Source organism: Nocardioides sp. NPDC006303, from assembly GCF_040613175.1.
Classification (GTDB): Bacteria; Actinomycetota; Actinomycetes; order Propionibacteriales; family Nocardioidaceae; genus Nocardioides.
Genome location: NZ_JBEXRR010000001.1, coordinates 23,805 through 44,004, shown reverse-complemented (window position 1 = coordinate 44,004; position 20,200 = coordinate 23,805). Strand labels below are relative to the sequence as shown.

The window sequence follows — 20,200 nt, the reverse complement described above, 5'->3', positions numbered from 1 at the left end:
AATAGGGCGAAGTGGTCTGAACCACTTCGCCCCATTTCAGCTGCGGATCAGTAGATGTTGACGTCGTAGGCGTTGAGGGCCTCACGGACGGGCTGGAAGAAGGTGGTGCCGCCCGAGTCGCAGTCACCGGAGCCGCCCGAGGTGATCCCGAGCGCGGTCGAGCCGGCGTAGAGCGGGCCCCCGGAGTCGCCCGACTCGGCACAGATGTCGGTCTGGATCATGCCGCGGACGGTGCCGGAGCCGCGGTAGCGGACCGAGACGTCGAGCGCCTCGACCCGGCCGGAGTGCACGCCGGTCGACGAGCCGTCGCGGGTGACCCGCTGGCCGACGCGGGCGTCACCGACGGAGTAGCCGCCCTGGTGGGTCAGCGAGGTGTTGTCGTAACGCACCAGCGCGTAGTCGTTGCCCGGGAAGCTCGACTTCACCGTCGGCCCGATCCGGGTGGTCCGACCGGAATTCGTGTACCAGGTCCCCACCTCTTCGGCGCAGTGGCCGGCGGTGAGGAAGTAGTGGGTGCCGCGGCTGCGTACGTTGAAGCCGACCGAACACCGAAAGCCGGAGCCGTAGATGGCGTCGCCGGCGCCGAGGAACGGCTTGAACTCGCCCTTGGCGCGCTTGATCATGATCGCGTCGGCGTCGGCACCGACCGTCTCGGTCAATCTGCTCAGCGCGGACGCGGGGACGGTCGAGTCCGCGGTCACGACCACCTTGCCGGTGGCCTCGTCGGTGTACCAGGCGATGCCGGACAGCGCGGACCTGCTGACCGCGGAGTCGACCGCGGCGTAGGCGGCCGCCAGCGCCTTGGCGCCGACCCCCGTCTCCGCGGGCGCAGCGACCGCCGGCGTGGCCATGGCGGTAGCCGCCAGCCCTAGACCGACCGCTGCCGCGAGCAGACGGCTGCGTGACCTGGTGAACCTCATGCGTTCCTCCTGGGACGACCCAGGCGCCCGCCCCGGTAGCGCGCGCCACGTGCACGACCACCGCGATGTGCCCGAACACGATCACTGTGAGTATGTCGTTGTCGACACCCCAACGGCCAGTCGTCGGCAAAAAACTTTCGCAGTTCGACCAAATTTCGTACGCCGCGGGGCAAAGTGGCTCAAACCACCTCACCCCGCGGCGTACCTGTGATTGATCAGTAGATCGTGGCGCCGTACACGCTGAGCGCCTCGGTCACCGGCTGGAAGAAGGTGGTTCCGCCGGTGGAACAGTTGCCGCTGCCGCCGGAGGTCAGACCCAGCGCGGTCGAACCGGAGTAGAGCGCGCCGCCGGAGTCGCCGGGCTCCGCGCACACGTTGGTCTGGATCAGGCCGCTCACGGTGCCCTCGGCGTAGCGGACGCTGGCGTTGACCGCCGTCACGGTGCCGGTGTGGACACCGGTGGTCGAGCCGTCACGGGTGACGCTCTGGCCGACGCGAGCGGTGCCCGCGGTGAAGCCACCGGACTTCGAGATCGTCGAGTTGTAGCGAACGATGCCGTAGTCGTTGCCCGGGAAGCTCGAGCCCGCGGTCGAGCCGAGCAGCGTGGTGTTCGACGAGTTGGCGTACCAGGTCGAGACGGCGTTGGTGCAGTGGCCCGCGGTCAGGAAGTAGTCGGCGCCGCCGACCTTGACGTTGAAGCCGAGCGAGCAGCGGGAGCCGCCGCCGTAGATGGCGTCGCCGGGGCCGATGAGCGGGCTGAACTCGCCCTTGGTGTGCTTGACGGTCACGGCCTCGTCGCCCTGGCTCGTCTTCTCGGCGGCAGCCTCCTTGACCTCGGCGATCTCGGCCGCGGAGACGGTCTCGTCGACGGTGATGACGACCTTGTTGGTGGCCGGGTCGGTGTACCACGACGAGCCGACCGGAGCGGACTCGGCGACAGCCGACTTGACCGACGCGACCTCGGCCTTGCTGAACTCGGCATCCGCGGCGGCTGCCGGGACGGCGACGGCGGCGGAGGCCGCGAGACCCACACCCGCGGCAAGCGCGGCGATCGTGCGGGGACGGAAGGTGGTGCGTTGGAACCTCATACGTCTCCTCCTGGGGGAAAGGCCCACGTGTTGCGGGCTTCCGCCCCCGAATCCACGGGTTTCGCGGCTTACCGGGGGTGGGTAACTGAGTTTCGTGTTCTTTCCCTTGCCCCGCATCACAATCGATTCCCCAAGAATCTGCATTGCAAAGACTCGTTCATCGAATTCCTGCAATGCAGCAACACGCGATTCCGCAGGGTTTGCGGCGCCCCACCCACAGAAGAGGATTGGGTAAGCATTGCCAAGTTGTAGGTGCCTAGGTCTTGGGCCGCGTACGGTGGGTATCCGTGTTCATCTCGCTGCTCGAGCGAGGATTCGGGCGGGATTTCGTCTGTCTTCCAAACCTTCGGCGTGGCGACTGTTGATAGATGGTAGACAAACCCCATGCCGTATCCGCCGCCCCCAGGCTCCCCCGGTTCGGGCGCGCCTGACGAGGAGCCGCAGAAGCAGCCTGCGCCTTTCGACTACAACGAGCGCCTGATCGGGCTCTCCGACGAGGGCGGCAACCGACCGGCGTTCAACGCCCGGAAGGAGCGCGCCGGCCAGGGCGGGCCGCTGCGCCAGGTCCTGACCATCGCCGTCTCCCTCGGGCTGGTGGTCGTGTGCGGGGTGGTCGTCTACGCCCTCTTCACCCGCGGCGACGACGCGGCCACGACCGCCGGAGCACCGACCGCGAGCGACACGGCCTCGGCCGGCCGGACACCGAGCGAGTCGCCGAGCCCGGGCGGCGGAAGCTCCGACGTCGGCGGTGAGTCCAGCGGCAAGCCCGACTGGCCCGCGACCAGCTCGCCGGCCGACCCCAGCGACGGTGCCACCAGCTCGCGTTCGACCATCGGCCCCGAACACCTCTCCAAGGACGACGTCCCCCGCCCCTGGGAGTTCACCTACGGCGACGTCACCCTGAAGGCCCGCTACCTGAGCGGCAAGGACTACTCCGGCTGCAAGGCGACGCTGAAGCCCGCGATCCGCAACCTCGGCTGCGACTACGCCGTCCGGGTCTCCTACAAGGCTCAGCGGGGCAACCTGCGGATGACCCACTTCATCTACGACTTCAGCACCGTCGAGGCCGCAGGCAAGGCCGCCACGAAGATCGAGCCGGAGCACGTGATCCCGCCCAAGGAAGCCTCCCTGCCCGGCTACACCCAGGGCTGGTTCAAGGTGAAGGACTACGGCAAGTACGTCGTCTACACCATGGTCACGGCCAGCGACGGCATCACCGTCGCCCAGGGCAAGGAGTACACCTCCTACGGCAACACCGACCTCGGCGCGGAGATCCTCTTCCGGATGTGAGCCCGGCTCAGGGAGTCGCCTCGTCCCCTGCTCCGGGCGAGGCTCCTACCGTGGGCGAAGGCTCCGTCGAGACGCCGCCACCCTCGTTCGGCTGCGCCGACGGCTCGGCGCTCGACCCGGTCGAGCTCGACGGCTCGGCGCTCGGCGTCTCCGTCGCGGCCGACTCCGACGGCTCGGTCGACTCCGAGGGCTCGGTGCTCGCGCCCGCGGACTCCTCCGGATTCGCGGTCGCGCCCGGCGACGGATCCTCGCCCCGCTTCTCGTCCCGCTTCTCGTCCCGCTTCTCGTCCCGCTTCTCGGAACCGCCGCCGGTCACCCGGGAGATCGTCGTGCTGCTGTCCCCACCACCCACGATCGAGCTGACGCTGCGCCCGGCCGCCAGCTCGAAGATCGTGATCGCGACGACCACGACCACGAACATCGCCAACGAGAGCAGGGCGATCCGCTTCCAGGGCAGCGTCTTGAGGCGCTCCTGCCACGACGGCGTCTGCTCCGTGTCGCCACCCTCGGCCGCATCGGCCACCTCCGCCGCCTCGGCCACGGAGCTCGAAGTCGGCGCGGTCGCAGGCTCCGAGCTGGCCCGTACGCCGGCGAGCCCGGCCGACCGCCACCGGCCCAGGGCCTGGACGCTGGTCACCTTCTCGTGGCTCTTCGCGAGCCACTGGGAGTAGAGGTTGGTGCCGACAGTCGCCGCGACGCTGCCGAGCGCCGCCCCGACGAGGGTGCCGACGGCACCCAGCGTGGAGAGCAGCACCGCGGAGGTGACGGCAGCAAGGGCACCTGCGGTGGTCGCGAGCCAGTCGATGCGGGCTGGTTTCGATTCGCTGGCATCGCTGGAGGGCGGGGTGTTGCTCATTAGGCCCAGGTTAACTCGCGAACCGATGCTACCGGCACCAACTTGACGCAGATCACCCCTGACTCAGGTCACGCTCCAGAGCCGCTGCGCCGGACATCAGGGTGGCGACGACGCTCGGCAGGGACTCCTTGTCGTAGCGGACGCTGGGCATGGAGATCGACATCCCGGCGACGACGTCGCCCCCGGCGCCACGGACGGGGACGCCGACGGCGACCACGCCACGCTCGGAGCGGCCGTCGTTGAAGGCGAAGCCGTTGCGGCGTACGCGCTCGAGCTCGGTACGCAGCGCGTCGATGTCCGGGCGATCGGCCAGGTGGTCGGCGTACCTCTCCCGGGAGTAGATCGAGGCGACCTCGTCGTCGGAGATCTGGGCCAGGAGCAGGAGGCCCGCGGTGGTGCGGTGGGCGGGGAAGACCATGCCCTCGCGGGAGCCGACCTTGAGCGACTGCGGCGACTCCACCGAGGCGATGAACCGGCAGGTGTCACCGGTGCGTACGGCGACGTTGGCGGACTCGCCCAGCAGGTCGACCAGGCGCTGCAGATGCGGCAGCGCGACCTGGCGGAGCCGGGATGCGGTCGAGCGGGAGTGGGCGGCCAGCTCCAGCACCGGGCCAGCTCGGTAGACCTTGTCCTCGTCCTGGACCGCGAAGTCGCGGTAGACCAGCATCGCCAGCAGCCGGTGGGCGGTGGAGCGAGCGACGTCGAGCCGAGCCGCTGCCTCCGAGACGGTCAAGCGGCCTTCGAGCTGGAGGATCGCCGCCAGCTTGAGTGCGTGGTCGACGCTGGTGATCGCATACGGGGGCCGGGTCTTGAGCGGCTTGTCCATCCCACCTCTTCCTGATCACACCAAACCAAGCATCTATCGCTCGCCTCCGCAGGAGATTGACCGAGCTGAGGAGGGGGCTGTGACAATGACCACGTCTTCGAGGCACTCCCGTCCCGACACACCAACACGATCGTGAAAGGCTGAACGCGATGTCCGTCCTGATCGGCAACACCCCGACACGTACGTTCGACGACGCCCGTCGCTGGGTCGCGGAGGGCACCGCCCTGCTGACCTCCGCCATCGACGATCTGGACAGGTCCGCTTTCGACGGCGACTCGCAGCTGCCCGGCTGGACCCGCAAGCACCTGGTCGGCCACGTCGCCGCCAACGCCGATGCCCTCGGCAACCTGATCTCCTGGGCCGAGACGGGCGTGGAGAAGCGGATGTACGCCTCCACGGAGCAGCGCAACGCCGACATCGAGGCGGCCGCGACGCGCCCGGCCGAGGAGCTCCGCTCCTGGTATCACCGCGGCGCCGCGGAGCTCGACGCGGCCATGGACCGGCTGACCCCTGAGCAGTGGGAGCACGAGGTGATCACCGCCCAGCTCGTCACCCGGAAGGCGAGCGACGTCCCGTGGATGCGGGCCCGTGAGGTCTTCGTCCACGCCGTCGACCTCGGCGTCGGGATCACCTTCGCCGACCTGCCCGACGACTTCCTGCTCGCCCTCGGCGACGAGATCCGTACCAAGCGGGGACTCTCCGACGACGACCTGCTCGGTGTCGACGGCCCGCTTCCCGAGGTGGCTGCCTGGCTCGCCGGGCGACCGCACGACCTCGTGGACGCGCCGACGCTCGGACCGTGGCTCTGACCGCTCCTGGGATCAGCTCCAGCGGGCGAGCTTTTCCGGGTTCAGGACGATCCAGACGTCGGTGACCCGGCCGCCGGCGACCCGCAGGTTGGCGACGCCGCGGTGAGCGCCGTCCTCGACGAACGTGAACCCGAGGCCGTCGGCGGTGGCCTCGGTGCGGATCTCCCAGCTCGGCCGCTTCGTGAGTACGCCCAGCAGGAACCGCGCCACCTTCTCCGGCCCCAGGATCGGGTTGAGGGCCGCGCTGACGCGGCCACCGCCGTCGGAGCGGAGCGTGATCGACGGGTCGAGCAGCGTCACCAGCCGGCCGAGGTCGCCGCCGGCCGTGGCCGAGACGAACGCGCGTACGACGTCGTCGTGCTCCGGCAGCGGGGCGACGTCATCCCGCTGCTGGGCGACCCGGCGGCGTGCGGAGGCGGCGAGCTGCCGAACCGCGGCCGGCGAGCGGCCGACCACCCCGGCGATGTCGCCGAACGGGACGGCGAAGATGTCATGGAGCACGAACGCGACCCGCTCGGCCGGGGTCATCGCGTCGAGCACGACGAGCAGTGCGGTGCTCACCGTGTCGTCCAGGGTCGCCCGGTCGGCCGGGTCCTCGGGGGCCGCTAGGAAACCCGGCCTGACCGGCTCGGGCAGCCAGGGGCCGACGTACCTCTCCCGGCGGCTGCGCGCCGACTTGAGTACGTCGAGGCAGACCCGGCTGGTCACGCGGCTCAGCCAGCCGGACGGGTTGTCGATCGCCGCCCGCTCGTCGTCGGAGAGGCGATACCACCGCAGGTAGGTCTCCTGGACCGCGTCCTCGGCCTCCTCGACCGTGCCGAGCAGCCGGTAGGCGAGCGCGATCAGGCGGCGGCGCTCGATCATCACCTCGCCCAGGTCGTCCATGTCAGGCATCGTGGCATCTCCTCCGGGGTTCACCCAGTGTGACGAGCCAGACATCGCGATTGTGAGGTCGCGACCTCACATTCGCATCGGCCGCCTCGTCAACCTGGTGAGTGCCCGCGCAGTGGCGGGCCAGACCCGAAGGACCCAGATGCTCGCCAACGTCAACGTGACCAAGCTGTTCCCCGCTGCGTACAAGGCCCAGATGGCCGTCGAGGAGGCCGTCGAGGAGGCCATCACCGTCGCCGGCCTCGACCGGCTCACCGTCGACCTGGTCAAGCTCCGCGCCTCCCAGATCAACGGCTGCGCCTTCTGCTTGCGGATGCACACCCAGGACGCCATCAAGAACGGCGAGACGGCCGACCGTCTCGCCCTCATCGCCGCCTGGTGGGAGTCGCAGTACTTCACCCCCGAGGAGCAGGCCGCCCTCACCATCGCCGAGCAGATCACCCGCATCGGCGACCTGCACACCGCCGCCGCCCCCAAGGTGGACGTCGAGAGCATCCTGGACGCCAAGCAGATCGCCGCCCTCACCTGGGTCGCGATCTCCATCAACGCCTGGAACCGCATCGCGATCTCCAGCCACTACCCGGTCGCTCCGTGATCCGGAGCGCGTGAACGAGATAGTCCGGGACGTTTCTGCCTATTACCTGCGGGTAGAGGGGCGGAAAGGTCCCGGACTACCTTCCGGCTACCGGTTGCTGTCGCGACAGATAGGTGTTTGGGGGGCGTACGAGAGAATCGTGGAACCGCGTGGGAACGTTTCTCCTACGTGAATCTTTACTCGGCCAGGGGGCCCGATGACTACGCCGACACCACCACCGCCGGACGGGTACGGCGCGATGCCTCCTGCGCCGGACCTCCAGCCTGGGACGCAGCCCGCCTGGCCGCCGAACGAAAATTCGTTCACCGCCGGAGGGCCACCGCCGCCGGAGAAGCCGCACAACCCGTGGCCCATCGTCATCGGGCTCGGGGCGATCGCGGGGGTGTTGGTGATCGGCGTGATCATCACGTCCGCCCTCGTCCTTCTCCGCGGCGAGGAGGACCCGACGGGCAAGCCGGGGCCGCTGACGGTGACGGCCACACCGAGCACGTCGGCGACCGCCCCTGCCCCGGGCGGGCTGGCCGCGGATCTGTTCGAGGGTGACTGGAGGTTCAAGCTCGGCGACGTGAGCATGAACGCGACGTACGTGGCTTCCCAGGACTATCCGGACTGCGGGCCGATCGCGTCGGCGGCCCTGGAGAAGAAGGGCTGCGGCTATGCCGCGATGGGGATCCACGACGCCGAGGGCGGCAAGCTGCGGATGCTCCGGGTGATCTACGTCTTCGACAGCGAGGCGGAGGCTACGGCGGCCGCGGAGTCGGTCAAGGAGACCGACTTCGACCTGCCCACCGGCAGCCTCATCGCCGACGACGTGATCGGGAAGTGGGTCGCCAAGGACTCCTCCAAGGCGGTCGTCGTCGGCTTCGTGACCGCGCAGAAGGGCGTCCCGGAGTCGACCGTCGACGACTACCTCCACTACGGCACCGCCGACATCGCGGGCGCCCTGATCTTCATGGACCTGTAGGCGCCGGAGTTCACCCGAGGTTTCCGAGTATTCGAAAGCGTTTGGTTCAGCGCACACGGCGGACTCATACCGTCGGTAGGCGTGTCCCCCACTGCCTCGGACGGTCTCGCCAAGCTCGACCACCGATGGCGGGCCGTCGTGCCCGCGGTCGCGCTGTGCGGCGTCATCGCCGCCGCCTTGAGCTTCCTGATCCCGACGACCGCCTCTGCCGGTCCGACCGTCAAGGTGGCCCAGGCCGGACCGGTGCAACCCGGCTTCCAGCGCTTCGCCTGGCTCAACGCCTGGGCCGACCACCACACCGCGCCCGGAGGTGCTGCTGCCGGCCGGCTCGACGGCGTGCCGCGGATGCGGATCGTCGTGGGTCACCTGCGGCGTACGGTCATCGACTTCGGCGTGCTCGCCGAGGTGGAGACGCCGCAGCGGGAGGCCTTCGAGTCGTTCGGTCGTGAGTTCGGCCTCGTCTCCACGCCCGATGCCACCGACGACGCGGTCTTCTACCGCCGCTCGGTCTTCCGGCTGGTCAGCAAGGACACGGTCACCATGTACTACCGCCACGGCGCCCAGGTCAGCGCGCCGGTGGTCGTGCTGGAGGAGCGTTCCTCGGGGCAGCGCGTCGGGGTCGTGCCCGTGCACTTCCCGGCGAGCCTCCCGTCCGCCCCCGGGCAGAAGAAGTGGCGCGACCTGAACGCCCGGATCGTCAAGGACGTGGTCGCGCGCGCCGAGGTGCCGATGGTCGTGGCCGGCGACTTCAACCAGCGCAACGACATCCTGTGCGACCTGACCTCGCCCGGGACCGGTCTGGTGAGTCCGCTCGCGACGCACGAGAAGTGCGCCGGCGCGCGCCGGGCGCCGATCGACCAGGCCTTCCTCAGCCCGTCGCTGCGGCCCGACCGCTACCAGGTCTACTCCGGCCCGTCGGCCCGTCGCGCCACCGACCACGGCGCGTTCTACCAGGTCAGGCTGCGGCTCTCCGACATCGCCTGAGCCCTCAGAAGTACGTCCGGACCAGGTCGGTCACGGTGTAGTCGAGATCGACGACCGGGATCAGCCGCCACTTGTCGAACGCCGTGCACGGGTGCGAGATCCCGAAGCTGACCAGGTCGCCCGGCCGCAGCCCGGCGTCGGTGCGCAGGAAGGCGTGCTGGTCGGCCAGCTTCTCGACGGTGCCCTCGAGCGGCTCCGCGCCGCCGAAGCCGTTGCGCCGCACCGCGAGCGGGACGGGGAGGCCGTGGTCGAAGGGCGCATCCCGCCTGCCCATGCCGACGCTGACCAGCCCCTCCTCCGGGGCCGAGACGACCTGGGCCCACACCTCGATGGCCGGGTCCAGGGTGCCCTCGATGCGGTTGTAGGGCGTCTCGTCGGCGTAGAGACCGTGGTCGTGGGTGACGTACGTCCCGCTGCGCAGCACCTTGCGAGGCGTCATCCCGTCCGGCCAGCCCGCGGACCAGCGCTCGGCGAGGACGTCGAAGAAGGCGCTGCCACCTGCGGAGACGATGGCGTCGGCGGCGATCAGGCCCTTGGTGTAGAGGCTCGAGGCGAGGTCCTTGAGACGGTCGAAGTAGTCGCCGACTTCCTCTGCCGTCCGCAGCCCACCCTCGTAGCCGGCGACCCCCGCCAGGAGTACGCCCGGCGTGGAGTCGACCACCCGCGCGAGCTCGACAGCCTCCTGGACGGAGCGACAGCCGGTGCGCCCGCCCGGGAAGCCCAGGTCGATCAGCACGGCCAGCGGCCGGTCCTCGACGCCGACCAGGGCCGACGCCTCGGCCGCCGCCTCGACGCCCTCGACCGAGTCGACCCAGTGCAGGTGGAGGAACTCCGGGTCGGCCGCACGCTCGGAGGCCACCCAGCTCAGCGCGCTGTGGTCGAGGATCTCGTTGGCGACGAGGACTCTGCGTACGCCGGCATGGCGGGCGACCAGGGCCTGGTTGGGTGAGGCGACCGTGATCGCCCACGCGCCGGCGTCGAGCTGTCGCTGGTAGAGCGACGGCGCCATCGTGGTCTTGCCGTGCGGGGCGAGCAGCAGGCCGTGCTCCTCCGCGAAGCCCGCGAGGGTTGCGATGTTGTGCTCCAGCGCGCTCTTCTTGAGCACCATCACCGGCCAGGTGAACGAGCCGTCGAAGAGGTTGTGGCCGGAGGCTGCGTACGTGGTGAGATCGACGGCTTCTCCCGGCTCCCAGAAGCCCTTGTCCGCCCAGGTCACTTGATCATCCATCGGGACAGAACCTACCGACGGCCGATCTGCCGGGCACCGGGTTTCTAGAAAACTTGGAAATCCCCAGGGAGGTACCGGCGTCGCTTATCGTGACGCCATGGCCAGCCGTGCAGCTCAGAGGGCGATGACTCGTCAGCTCCTGCTGGACGCGGCGATGGACCGGTTCGTCGCGAGCGGCTACGCGGCCACGACGATCGATGAGATCGCCTCGGCGGCAGGCACCACCCGGGTGACGTTCTATGCCTACTTCCCCTCGAAGTCCGAGGTCATCAAGGCCCTGATCGCCGAGCGCCTCGAGGACGAGCTGGTCCAGCTCCGCTCCCCACAGGGCAGCTCGCTCGGCGGCCTCGCCGACGCGGTGGCGGCCGGCACCCGCGAGCAGCTCGGCGCCTGGATCCGGCAGGCCATAGCTCGATGGCCGGCGGTGCGTCCGATCGTCACGATCGCCCGGGCCGCCCAGGCCGTCGATCCCGATCTCACCCGCATCGTCGATGCCTGGACGGATGAGACGATCGAGGACGTCAGCACGGGTCTGGACAAGGCGGACCGGTTCGACGCCGACAGCCGGCGGCTGCGCGGCGCCCTGGCGGTCGGCCAGCTCGACTATCTGTTCCAGCGCTGGGCGGACGGGTTGTGGGGTGTGGAGCACGACCGCATGTGCGAGCTCGTCACCGAGAGCTGGTGTCAGCTGCTGGGCGAGTGACCCAGCAGGTCACAGGAAGGTTTGGCCCTCGCCCCGATAGGTCGGCGCGACGGTGATGATCGAGTCACCCTCGATCAGCTGGAGCGTGTCGAGCCGCTCGCAGACCTCGCCCGCTTTCGCGTGCCGGAACCAGACCTTGTCACCGATCGCGAGCTGGTCGGCGGCATGCCCACGCAGCGGCGTCTGGACCTCCCCGGCGCCTTCGGTGCCGACGTACTCCAGGCCGAAGGGGTAGGTCGGGCTGGGGACGCGGTCGAGTCCGGGCGGGCCCGAGGCGATCCAGCCACCACCGGCGACGGTGACGATGCCGGGCGCGGGGCGGCGGACCACGCTCAGCCCGAAGTACGCCGCGGGGTGGGGCGTGAAGCCGTCGTATCGGTCGAAGAGAGTCGGCCCGTAGAGCCCGGAACCCGCCGCGATCTCGGTCACTGAGGGGTCGGCATGGGTGGACTCGATCGAGCCCGTGCCGCCACCGTTGACGAACTCGAGGTCGGCCAGGGAGCGTACGGCAGCGACGATCTTCCCGCGGCGCTCGGTGATCTCGGCGATGGAGGCCTTCTTCATCCTCCTGATGACGGCTGCGGGCGGGTTGCCACTGAGCGGTCGGTCGACGGTGCCGGCGACCTGGCCCTCGTAGGCCATCAACCCGACCAGCTGGAAGTCCGGGTCGTCGGCGACGATCCGGGCGAGGGCGACGGCGTCCTCCGGGGTGCGGACCGGCGAGCGGCGGGCACCGAGCCAGATGCGGCGCGCGATCACCAGCGCGGCGTCGAGGTCGATGGCCACGCGTACGGGGGCGGCCGGGGTGCCGATCGCGGCCTTGACCAGCGACAACCCCTCGGCACTGTCGACCATCAGGGTGACCCGGGCGAGCTTCTCCTCGTCCTTCGCGAGGGTGGCGAGCGCCGCCCGGTCGGCGGTCGGGTAGCCGACCACGACGTCGTAGTGCGTCTCGGCCAGCCACAGCGCCTCGAACAGCGTGAAGGCCAGGATCCCCTCGTATCCCTCGCGGGCGAGAACCCGGTCGATCAGCGCCCGGCAGCGTACGGACTTGCTGGCCACTCGGATCGGGGTGCCGGCGGCCCGGCGCACGAGATCGTCGGCGTTGGCGTCGAACGCCGCGAGGTCCACCGCCCCGACGGGTCCGTCGAGACGGGCGGTCGCCCGGTCGAGCCGTTCGTGCTGCTGGGCGGAGAGATGGTGGGAAGTCGTGACCACGACGCAAGTGTCTATGCCCCACGCGGCGCTCCCGTCAACGGGAGGTGACCAACTGTGCCACCGCGCGGGCCGATCGATGTCGGCGCAGCCGTTGACCGGACGCCTCCGAGGCGACACCCTTTCCCGCGTGAGTCAGTGGCAGAACTGGGCAGGCAACCAGCACGCGGGCGCAGTCGAGGTCGTGGTGCCTCGCGACGAGGCAGAGCTCTCGGCGGTCGTCGTGGCCGCGGCGGAGGCCGGGCGGAGGATCAGGCCGATCGGCGCGGGGCACTCGTTCACCGCGATCGGGTCGCCGGTCGACGTCCAGGTCAGCCTGGATCGTCTCTCGGGGATCGTTCGGGCGGACTCGACGACCGGTCTGGTGACGGTACGCGGCGGCACCCGCCTCAAGGTCCTCAACCGCACGCTCGAGGCGCTCGGTCTGTCGATGACCAACCTCGGTGACATCGAGGAGCAGTCGATCTCCGGGGCGATCTCGACCGGCACCCACGGCACGGGAGCGCGTTTCGGCGGCCTGGCGACCCAGGTACGCGGCCTCCGGCTGCTCCTCGCCGACGGCTCCGTGATCGCCTGCTCGGCCGAAGAGAATCCCGAGGTATTCGAGCTCGCCCGCGTGGGACTCGGCGCGCTCGGGATCATCGTCGAGGTCACCCTCCAGTCCGAGCCTCTCTTCGCATTGCGCGCACGTGAGGGCAACGGCGAGCTCGCCGAGGTGATGGCATCGTTCGACGAGCACGCCTCCGGCACGGACCACTTCGAGTTCTACTGGTTCCCGCACACGACCCGGGTCCTGACCAAGCACAACACCCGGCTGCCGCTGCCGGAGACTCCGCTGGCGCCGGTGGGCCGGGTCCGGGGCTGGTTCGACGACGAGCTCCTCTCCAACCAGGCCTTCGGCGCGACCGTCGGTCTCGGTCTTCGGGTCCCGGGCCTGGTGAAGCCGCTGGCCCGCTTCGCCGCCTCCGCCCTCTCGCCGCGCGAGTTCACCGACATCTCCTACCGCGTCTTCACCTCGCAGCGGAAGGTGCGGTTCGTGGAGAGCGAGTACGCCGTCCCACGTGCCGTCGGCATGGAGGTCCTCGCCGAGCTGGACCGTGCGGTCGAGGCCTCGTCGTGGAACATCTCCTTCCCGGTCGAGGTCCGGGTGGCGGGCGCCGACGACATCCCGCTGTCCACCGGGTTCGAGCGCGAGAACGTCTACATCGCCATCCACACGGCGCCCTCCTCGCCCTGGCGCGAGGAGTACTTCGCGACCTTCGAGCGCATCGCCGGCGAGGCCGGCGGCCGCCCGCACTGGGGGAAGATGCACACCCTCACCGCCGCTGACCTGGGCGAACGCTATCCGCGGTTCGGCGACTTCGTCGCGCTCCGCGACAAGCTCGACCCGTCGCGCACCTTCGGCAACCCCCACCTCGAGCAGATCCTCGGCTCTTAACCTGCACTTCTCCCGGGGGTCACCGGCGACCCTTAGCGTGACCCGATGCCGCAGCCTCCCCGACCGCCGCGCATCGCTGAGATCCACGGGCTACGGGGGCTGGCGCTGGCGCTCGTGGTGGTCTTCCACCTGTTCGGCAACGGCCGGGTCTCCGGCGGCGTCGACGTCTTCCTGGCGCTGACCGGGTTCCTGGTGACCCGGTCGCTCGTCCGCCGGGTCGCGTCGTCCGAGCTTAGGCTCGCCGACCACTACGGACGTACGTTCCTGCGGCTCTCGGCTCCCACGCTGGTCGTGCTCGCCGGGACGGCGGTGCTGATGGTGACGGTCATGCCGCGGTCGATGTGGAGCGCGACGTTGCGGGAGATCGCTGCCTCGGCGGCGTACGTCCTGAACTGGGAGATGATCCGTTCGCAGCTCGCCTACGGGGCGGCCGGGCCGAGCGCGAGCCCGCTGCAGCACTTCTGGTCGCTGGCGGTGCAGGGACAGTTCCTGCTGGTCTGGCCGCTGGTGGTGCTGGGGATCTGGCGGGTGGCGCGGACCCGGCTGCGGCTCGCCCTGGCGATCGTGGTGGCGGTGGCGACGGTCGCCTCGTTCGTCTTCGCGTGGCGGCTCGGGATCGCCGACCAGCAGGTGGCCTACTTCCACACCGGGGCACGCTTCTGGGAACTCGGCGTCGGCGCGATGCTCGCGCTCGGGCTCGACCGTCTCCGCCCGCCGGGGGCCGCGCGCCCGATGCTCGCCTGGATCGGGCTGCTGCTCGTCGCGAGCTCGGGGTTCGTGCTCGACGGTGCCGCGCTCTTCCCCGGACCGTGGGCACTGTGGCCGGTCGGCGGGGCGCTGCTGGTGGTGGTCGGCTCTGGGTCTGTGGCCCGTTGGGGGCCGCAGCGGCTCCTCGCGGTGAGGCCGCTGCGGTTCGTCGCGGACATCTCCTTCCCGCTCTATCTGTGGCACTGGCCGCTGCTGGTGGCGTGGCTGAGCTGGACGTACGCGACCCGGACCACGCTCCTCGCGGCGGTGGTCGTGCTCTCGGCCTCGGTGGTCCTGGCCTGGCTCACGCACCGGTTCGTCGAGGTGCCGGTCACCCGCCTCGGGCCACCCATAGGACCGCACAGCGCCGGGGTCGGTCGGCTCGTGACCATCCCGATCGTGCTCGCGCTCGTCGTGGGCACGACGATGGCCGGCGCGACCGCGGTCGAGCGCCAGGACGCCGCGGCCAGGGCGGCCGCCGTCGCCGCTGCGGAGAAGTACGCCGGCTGCATCGGCGCCGCGGCCATGGACGCCGCGACCGCCGGCTGCGAGGGCCCGGACCGGCTGCTCGACGCCAGCCTCGGCTACCAGGCACCCGACGGGTCGGGCTGCTGGTCCAACAAGGAGCGGCCGGTGCGGCTCGAGGTGTGCACGCTCGGGCCCGCTCGCGGCTACACGCGGCGGCTGCTCGCGATCGGCGACTCGCACAACCACCAGCTCGTCCCCGCCTACCGCGAGATCGCGGAGCGGCGCGGGTGGCGCATCGACGTCGCCAGCCGCGCCGGCTGCCACTGGAACGCGCGCGATCGCGTCGGCACTCCCCGGACCACCGTCGAGCTGTGCCGGCAGTGGAAGTCGCGGCTCGCGACCTATCTCTCCGAGGAACGAGGGATCGATGCGTACGTCGTGATCCACTCCAGCCAGGTCTCGGTCGAGGCCGTCGGTGACGAGACGCCCGGCGAGGCGCTCACCCACGGTCTCGCGGAGGCATGGGCGAGCCGGCCGGACCCGGCCGTGCCCGTCATCGCGATCCGGGACAGCCCGATCTTCGAAGGCAGCACCACCCGGTTCGCCCGCGTCGTCCAGCCGTGCATCGACGACGCCGGCCTCGCGGCGGGATCGACCTGCTCTCGGGCTCGGGACCGCGTCGTACGCGACGACGGCAGCGCCGGCGCGGTTCGCCTGACCCCGAACGCCCATCACGTCGACCTCACCGACTACTTCTGCGAGGCCGACACCTGCTCCCCCGTCGTCGGCAACCTGCAGGTCTACCAGGACGGCTTCCACATCTCGCCGCTCTACGCCGCGACCCTGGCCCCCTACCTCGGCGACCGGATCGCGACGATCCTGCGCTGATCGTGCGCTGATCGTGTCGAGCTAGGCGGCCGCCGGCTCCGGCTCGGGCTCGTCCTCGTGCGGGAAATGGGTCTGCTTGAAACGTACGGCCATCCTCGTCGACGGCCCCATGGCGGCGGCAGCGGCGACGACGATGGCGCCGATCACGAACCAGCCGGCGCCGCTGTAGAAGTCGGGGTGCCATCCCATGGCGAGGAAGGTGAACAGTGCCGGGGCCCAGGCGCCGCCGAGCTGGCGGCCGATGCCGGCGACGCCTTCGTACTCGCCCCGTCGTTCGGGGTCCATGAGCTCGGCCTGGAAGGCCCACGAGGCGGAGCCGATGGCCAGCTCCGCGCCGGTCACGGCGACGTGGCCGAGCCAGACCAGGAAGATCGTGAGGAACCCGCGGGTGTCGTGTGTGACCAGCGTGATCGCGCAGGCGGCGACGAAGAACGCGCTGCTCCACCACACCCGGCGCAACGCGTCGCGGACGTTGCGCACGCCCTTGGACGTGTAGGCCGGGAGGATGATGCACAGCACCGTGTTGGTCGCGAAGAGCCAGGCCAGCAGCCAGCGCGGGGAGTCGGTGTATTCGACCAGCCACAGCGGGATCACGGTGTGCAGCAGCACCTGGTTGGACCACAGCGTGCCGGTGAAGGTGGTCACCAGGAGCCAGCCGACGTTGCGCAGCGCGCCCGGGCCGGGCAGCTTCTCGGTGACCACGCCGGCCGCGCGGCGCTCGTCATGGGGCGCCCGCGGTAGCCGGGTGATCCAGACGGAGTTGGCGATCCCAATGGCCAGCGCGAAGAACGGTACGCCCCACTTGAGGACCGTGTCGGTGTCCAGCGCGAGCGCGATACCGGCGATCAGTGCGCCGATCGTGAAGCCGAGATTGAGGCTGGAGTACATGAACGCCTGGGTCGCGACCCGCTCCTTGTCGGGCAGGACATCCAGGACGTACGCATTCCGGCCGGCGCCGCCCGCGTTGTTGACCACCTCGAAAACGACGATGACCGCGAGGTAGGCCCAGAAACCGTGGATGAACGGCATCGTCGCGAACATCAACGCGCTGATCAGCGCGCTGATCGCCCAGATCCGCTTCGGTCCGATGAAGTCGGCCAGCCGGCCCATCGGGTAGGCGGTGAGGAACGACGCGATCCCCGCGACCGTCAAGCCGACACCGATCTGCGCCGGGCTCAGGCCGACGAACGCGACGAGGTAGAACGCCGCTGCGGTGTTGAACGTCCCGTCCCCCGCCGCGAAGAGCAGCGACTGCGTCGCCAACCGCCGCGACAACGGTGTCGGCGGGATGAGGTTGCTGATGAAACCGGGCAGGGGCACCGGCCAATTCCACCACCGCGACCGGGTGGTTGCCGACTGGTTTTCTGCCGAGACGGCACCCCGGGTGGGCCGAGACGTCAGGCGCGTCGGCCGAGGTGGCATCGGCGTGCCGGGTGGGCCGACGGGGGTGACGTCTCGACCTGCATACGTGACGTCTCGGCCGACGTAGGCGACGCCTCGGCTCAGGTGAGGCGGCGGGAGGCGAGGGCTTCGACGGCGTCGCGGGCGGTGGCGGCGATGGCGAGATCGACGTCGTTCTGGATCCGGGCGGTGCGGTCGGAGTCGGTGAGCACCGCGATCGCGACGCGGCCGGCGGGATGGGTGACCACGGCGATCTCGTGCCGCAGGGTGAGGAACCCGCCGGTCTTGCCGGCGAGCTCGATGTCGTCGGCGCGCAGGTCGGCAGCGATCCGATGGGTGAAGACCTGCTTGCCCATCAGCCGCCGCACCAGCTCGGTCGCCTCGGGCTTGGCGACCTCGTCGCGCCAGATGCGCTCGAGCAGGCCGACGCAGGCGCGCGGCGATCCGATCGTGGCGCGGCCGACGTCCAGTGAGTCGATGACGTGCCGGCCACCCGGCCGACGGCCCTCGACCGCGAGCTGGGTGGCGAGGGCGAAGTCGTGGCCGGCGACGCGGGTGGCGTAGTCGTACATCGGCTGCATCCGGTGCCGCACCCGCAACCCCTCCACGCCCCACTCGGCGAGCTGCTCGTCGACCTCCCGGGGCGAGACCAGGTCGAAGAGCGCGTCGGCGGCGGCGTTGTCGCTGAGGCCGAGCATCATCAGCATCAGGTCGGTGACCGAACAGGTCGCGTCGTGGGTGAACGCCGAGATGCCGTACGGCCCGTAGCTCCGCTCCGCCGCGGTCAGCGTCACCATCGCGCCACCGTCGATCTCGCCGCGGGCGATCCGGTCCGCCACTACCAGCGCCAGCGGGACCTTCGCCACCGACGCCAGCGGCATCGGCCGGTCGACGCCGACCCCGACCTCGTGGCCGGTGTCGATGTCGCGGGCGAGGAACGCGACCCGGACCTGGAGCTCCCGGAAGCGCTCGGCGGTCGCCTCGGCGAGGTCGATCAGGCGCCGGTCGCTGCCGACGAGCGGGCTCATCCGCGCCCTTCCTCGGGTGCGCCGACGCAGGCACCGAGCAGGGCGAGCGCCTGCTCTCGCACAGGACCGGCTGCCAACGGTCCGGGGGGCGGTGGTTGCTCGACCAGCCGGTGGCCGCGTGCCACCTGGTCGACGAAGGGCGACCAGCTCAGTCCGTACGTCACCGCCTCATGCCGTGCGCAGACCAGGCTCGCGCGCCCCGCCATGGTCTCGGCCACCGCGAGCTGGTGCGGGGCGCGGCGCAGGGTGGCGGGGCCGATGCCGGCCCGGTCTGCGAGCCGTCGCAGCCGGCCCGCAGGATCGTCCAGGTCTCGTGGGAGGGCCAGCACCTGCGTACGTTCTCCGCCTCGGCGTGGTCGCAGCGAGCTCAGCGACACCGGCCCTTCGGTGGTCCCGGGAGCGGTGGCCGCGCCCAGCGGGGTGAGCCACGTGGCCGCGTCAGGGTCGCACGCCTCGACCGTCCAGGCGGCCGACTCCGGCGTCTCGTCGTGGTCGCCGTCGCTCGCGAGGCGTACGTCGACGCCTTCGGCCTCCAGCAGCGCGACCAGCCGCGCGAGCGGCGCGGGGTCGCAGCCGGACGGCACCGCGACCACGAAGCTCTCCCGGTCGTGCCGGCGGATGCTCCGCAGCAGATGGTCGGCCTGGTCGAGCAGGTGCCTGGCTCGCGGCAGCAGCGCCGTGCCGGCCGGGGTGAGCGCGATCTGGCGGCGGGTGCGGTCGAGCAGCTCCACCCCGAGCTCCCGCTCGAGAGCACGAAGACGGCGGCTGAGGAGCGGCTGGTCGACACCCAGCTCGAAGGCGGCCTCGGAGACGCTCATCTCGTCCGCGACGGCGGCGAAGCCGCGCAGGTGAAGCAGTAGGTCCACGCGTACAGGATGGCTGATCGGCCCCACCTCGTCCCATGTCGGCGATGCATACGTCCATGCCGGATCGTCCTTGGACGCGCTCGCCGCGGCAGCCTCACGATGCTCGGCATGACCACACCGATCCTCAGCCGCCGCGCCATCCTGGGCGGAGCCGCCACCGCGGTCGCCGTCGCCGCGACCGGAGTCAGCAGCTCGGTGGCGTACGCCACCGACAGCCCCTCGATCGCCGCACTCGAGCAGAAGCACCAGCGTCACCTCGGCGTCTGGGCCAAGAACATGCGGACCGGCCGTGTCATCGAGCACCGTGCCGACGAGCGCTTCCCGATGCTGTCGACCTTCAAGACCCTGCTCGCAGCCTCGATCCTGCGCGATCATCCCGCGCGTACGCTCCAGCAGCGTCTGACCTGGGAGGCGGCCGACGTCGTCGCCAACTCACCTGTCACCTCGCTCACGATGCGCAACGGCCTGACCGTCGCGCAGCTCGCCGAGGCGACGATGACGCGCTCCGACAACACCGCCGCCAACGAGCTGCTCCACCTCATCGGCGGCCCCTCCGGCATCACCAGGTTCGCCCGATCGGTCGGCGACACCGTGACCCGACTGGACCGCTGGGAGCCCGACCTCAACAGCGCGATCCCGGGCGACCCGCGCGACACCACCTCGCCCCGTGCGATCGCGAAGACCTACACCAAGCTGGTGCTCGGCGACGCCCTGGACCGCGCTGACCGGGACCAGCTGCTCACCTGGATGCTGGCCAACCAGTCCACCGTCACGAGGTTCGGCGCCGGGATTCCGGCCGGCTGGCGGCTCGCCGACAAGACCGGCGGTGGTGACTACGCGTCGCGGAACGACGTCGGTGTCACCTGGACCCCCGACGGCGCCCCGATCGTCATCGCCGCCCTCACCCGCTCCGACGACCCCACCGCCGCCCCGCTCGACGTCCCGCTCGCGGACATCGCGGCGACGGTGTGTGGGGAGCTCGGCTGAGTCGGTTG

The 20,200-nt window shown here is 70.5% G+C and carries 19 protein-coding genes; 9 read left to right on the top strand and 10 right to left on the bottom strand.

Annotation, left to right across the window (positions count from 1 at the left end):
- Positions 1-47: 47 nt before the first annotated feature.
- Together ABZY89_RS00210 and ABZY89_RS00205 are read right to left on the bottom strand one after the other, a co-directional pair.
- On the bottom strand, positions 48-920 hold the full coding sequence (locus ABZY89_RS00210; RefSeq protein ID WP_355223673.1) for a S1 family peptidase: 873 nt from the start codon (positions 918-920) through the stop codon (positions 48-50).
- Between the two features lie 215 nt (positions 921-1,135).
- On the bottom strand, positions 1,136-2,008 hold the full coding sequence (locus ABZY89_RS00205; protein WP_355223672.1) for a S1 family peptidase: 873 nt from the start codon (positions 2,006-2,008) through the stop codon (positions 1,136-1,138).
- A gap of 384 nt (positions 2,009-2,392) precedes the next feature.
- Between ABZY89_RS00205 and ABZY89_RS00200 the strand changes: the two genes are divergently transcribed.
- Positions 2,393-3,298, top strand: a complete 906-nt coding sequence (locus ABZY89_RS00200; RefSeq protein ID WP_355223670.1) for a hypothetical protein — start codon at positions 2,393-2,395, stop codon at positions 3,296-3,298.
- 7 nt (positions 3,299-3,305) lie between these two features.
- Here ABZY89_RS00200 and ABZY89_RS00195 read toward each other — a convergent pair whose 3' ends face one another.
- Together ABZY89_RS00195 and ABZY89_RS00190 are read right to left on the bottom strand one after the other, a co-directional pair.
- Positions 3,306-4,154 (bottom strand): hypothetical protein, encoded by an 849-nt coding sequence (locus tag ABZY89_RS00195; protein ID WP_355223668.1) that lies wholly within the window; start codon positions 4,152-4,154, stop codon positions 3,306-3,308.
- Between the two features lie 52 nt (positions 4,155-4,206).
- A complete protein-coding gene (locus tag ABZY89_RS00190) occupies positions 4,207-4,980 on the bottom strand; it encodes an IclR family transcriptional regulator (RefSeq protein ID WP_355223666.1) in 774 nt (257 codons plus the stop codon).
- A gap of 149 nt (positions 4,981-5,129) precedes the next feature.
- Here ABZY89_RS00190 and ABZY89_RS00185 point away from each other — a divergent pair, with 149 nt between their 5' ends.
- Positions 5,130-5,789: a maleylpyruvate isomerase family mycothiol-dependent enzyme gene (locus tag ABZY89_RS00185; protein ID WP_355223665.1), complete on the top strand. Its 660-nt coding sequence runs from the start codon at positions 5,130-5,132 to the stop codon at positions 5,787-5,789.
- 12 nt (positions 5,790-5,801) lie between these two features.
- Here ABZY89_RS00185 and sigJ read toward each other — a convergent pair whose 3' ends face one another.
- Positions 5,802-6,683 carry an RNA polymerase sigma factor SigJ gene (gene sigJ, locus ABZY89_RS00180; protein WP_355223663.1) on the bottom strand — a complete coding sequence of 294 codons (882 nt, stop codon included), beginning with the start codon at positions 6,681-6,683 and terminating at the stop codon, positions 5,802-5,804.
- Positions 6,684-6,780: 97 nt separating this feature from the next.
- Here sigJ and ABZY89_RS00175 point away from each other — a divergent pair, with 97 nt between their 5' ends.
- The 3 genes from ABZY89_RS00175 (at position 6,781) to ABZY89_RS00165 (ending at position 9,223) form a co-directional block, all read left to right on the top strand.
- On the top strand, positions 6,781-7,275 hold the full coding sequence (locus ABZY89_RS00175; protein WP_355223662.1) for a carboxymuconolactone decarboxylase family protein: 495 nt from the start codon (positions 6,781-6,783) through the stop codon (positions 7,273-7,275).
- A gap of 196 nt (positions 7,276-7,471) precedes the next feature.
- Positions 7,472-8,239 (top strand): hypothetical protein, encoded by a 768-nt coding sequence (locus tag ABZY89_RS00170; RefSeq protein WP_355223660.1) that lies wholly within the window; start codon positions 7,472-7,474, stop codon positions 8,237-8,239.
- 81 nt (positions 8,240-8,320) lie between these two features.
- Positions 8,321-9,223 (top strand): endonuclease/exonuclease/phosphatase family protein, encoded by a 903-nt coding sequence (locus tag ABZY89_RS00165; protein ID WP_355223659.1) that lies wholly within the window; start codon positions 8,321-8,323, stop codon positions 9,221-9,223.
- A 4-nt stretch (positions 9,224-9,227) separates the two neighbouring features.
- On the opposite strand, the gene ABZY89_RS00160 is transcribed toward ABZY89_RS00165, so the two are convergent.
- On the bottom strand, positions 9,228-10,451 hold the full coding sequence (locus ABZY89_RS00160) for an alanine racemase (RefSeq protein WP_355223657.1): 1,224 nt from the start codon (positions 10,449-10,451) through the stop codon (positions 9,228-9,230).
- A gap of 97 nt (positions 10,452-10,548) precedes the next feature.
- On the opposite strand from ABZY89_RS00160, the gene ABZY89_RS00155 reads away from it, so the two are divergent.
- The gene (locus tag ABZY89_RS00155; RefSeq protein WP_355223655.1) at positions 10,549-11,154 is read left to right on the top strand and encodes a TetR/AcrR family transcriptional regulator; all 606 of its coding nucleotides are present in this window, start codon (positions 10,549-10,551) and stop codon (positions 11,152-11,154) included.
- 9 nt (positions 11,155-11,163) lie between these two features.
- Here ABZY89_RS00155 and ABZY89_RS00150 read toward each other — a convergent pair whose 3' ends face one another.
- Positions 11,164-12,372: an amino acid deaminase/aldolase gene (locus ABZY89_RS00150; protein WP_160026280.1), complete on the bottom strand. Its 1,209-nt coding sequence runs from the start codon at positions 12,370-12,372 to the stop codon at positions 11,164-11,166.
- 127 nt (positions 12,373-12,499) lie between these two features.
- Between ABZY89_RS00150 and ABZY89_RS00145 the strand changes: the two genes are divergently transcribed.
- Both ABZY89_RS00145 and ABZY89_RS00140 read left to right on the top strand, forming a co-directional pair.
- Entirely contained in the window at positions 12,500-13,807 is a 1,308-nt protein-coding gene (locus ABZY89_RS00145; protein WP_355223654.1) for a D-arabinono-1,4-lactone oxidase, read from the top strand.
- 45 nt (positions 13,808-13,852) lie between these two features.
- Positions 13,853-15,910 (top strand): acyltransferase family protein, encoded by a 2,058-nt coding sequence (locus ABZY89_RS00140; RefSeq protein ID WP_355223653.1) that lies wholly within the window; start codon positions 13,853-13,855, stop codon positions 15,908-15,910.
- 21 nt (positions 15,911-15,931) lie between these two features.
- On the opposite strand, the gene ABZY89_RS00135 is transcribed toward ABZY89_RS00140, so the two are convergent.
- The 3 genes from ABZY89_RS00135 to ABZY89_RS00125 all read right to left on the bottom strand — a co-directional run bounded on the left by ABZY89_RS00135 (position 15,932) and on the right by ABZY89_RS00125 (position 19,232).
- Positions 15,932-17,230, bottom strand: a complete 1,299-nt coding sequence (locus ABZY89_RS00135; protein WP_355223652.1) for an MFS transporter — start codon at positions 17,228-17,230, stop codon at positions 15,932-15,934.
- A gap of 182 nt (positions 17,231-17,412) precedes the next feature.
- A complete protein-coding gene (locus ABZY89_RS00130) occupies positions 17,413-18,339 on the bottom strand; it encodes a serine hydrolase (protein WP_355223650.1) in 927 nt (308 codons plus the stop codon).
- Positions 18,336-19,232: a LysR family transcriptional regulator gene (locus tag ABZY89_RS00125; protein ID WP_355223649.1), complete on the bottom strand. Its 897-nt coding sequence runs from the start codon at positions 19,230-19,232 to the stop codon at positions 18,336-18,338. The genes ABZY89_RS00130 and ABZY89_RS00125 overlap by 4 nt, the downstream gene beginning before the upstream one ends.
- A gap of 81 nt (positions 19,233-19,313) precedes the next feature.
- Here ABZY89_RS00125 and bla point away from each other — a divergent pair, with 81 nt between their 5' ends.
- Positions 19,314-20,192 carry a class A beta-lactamase gene (gene bla / locus ABZY89_RS00120; protein ID WP_355223647.1) on the top strand — a complete coding sequence of 293 codons (879 nt, stop codon included), beginning with the start codon at positions 19,314-19,316 and terminating at the stop codon, positions 20,190-20,192.
- Positions 20,193-20,200: the final 8 nt, after the last annotated feature.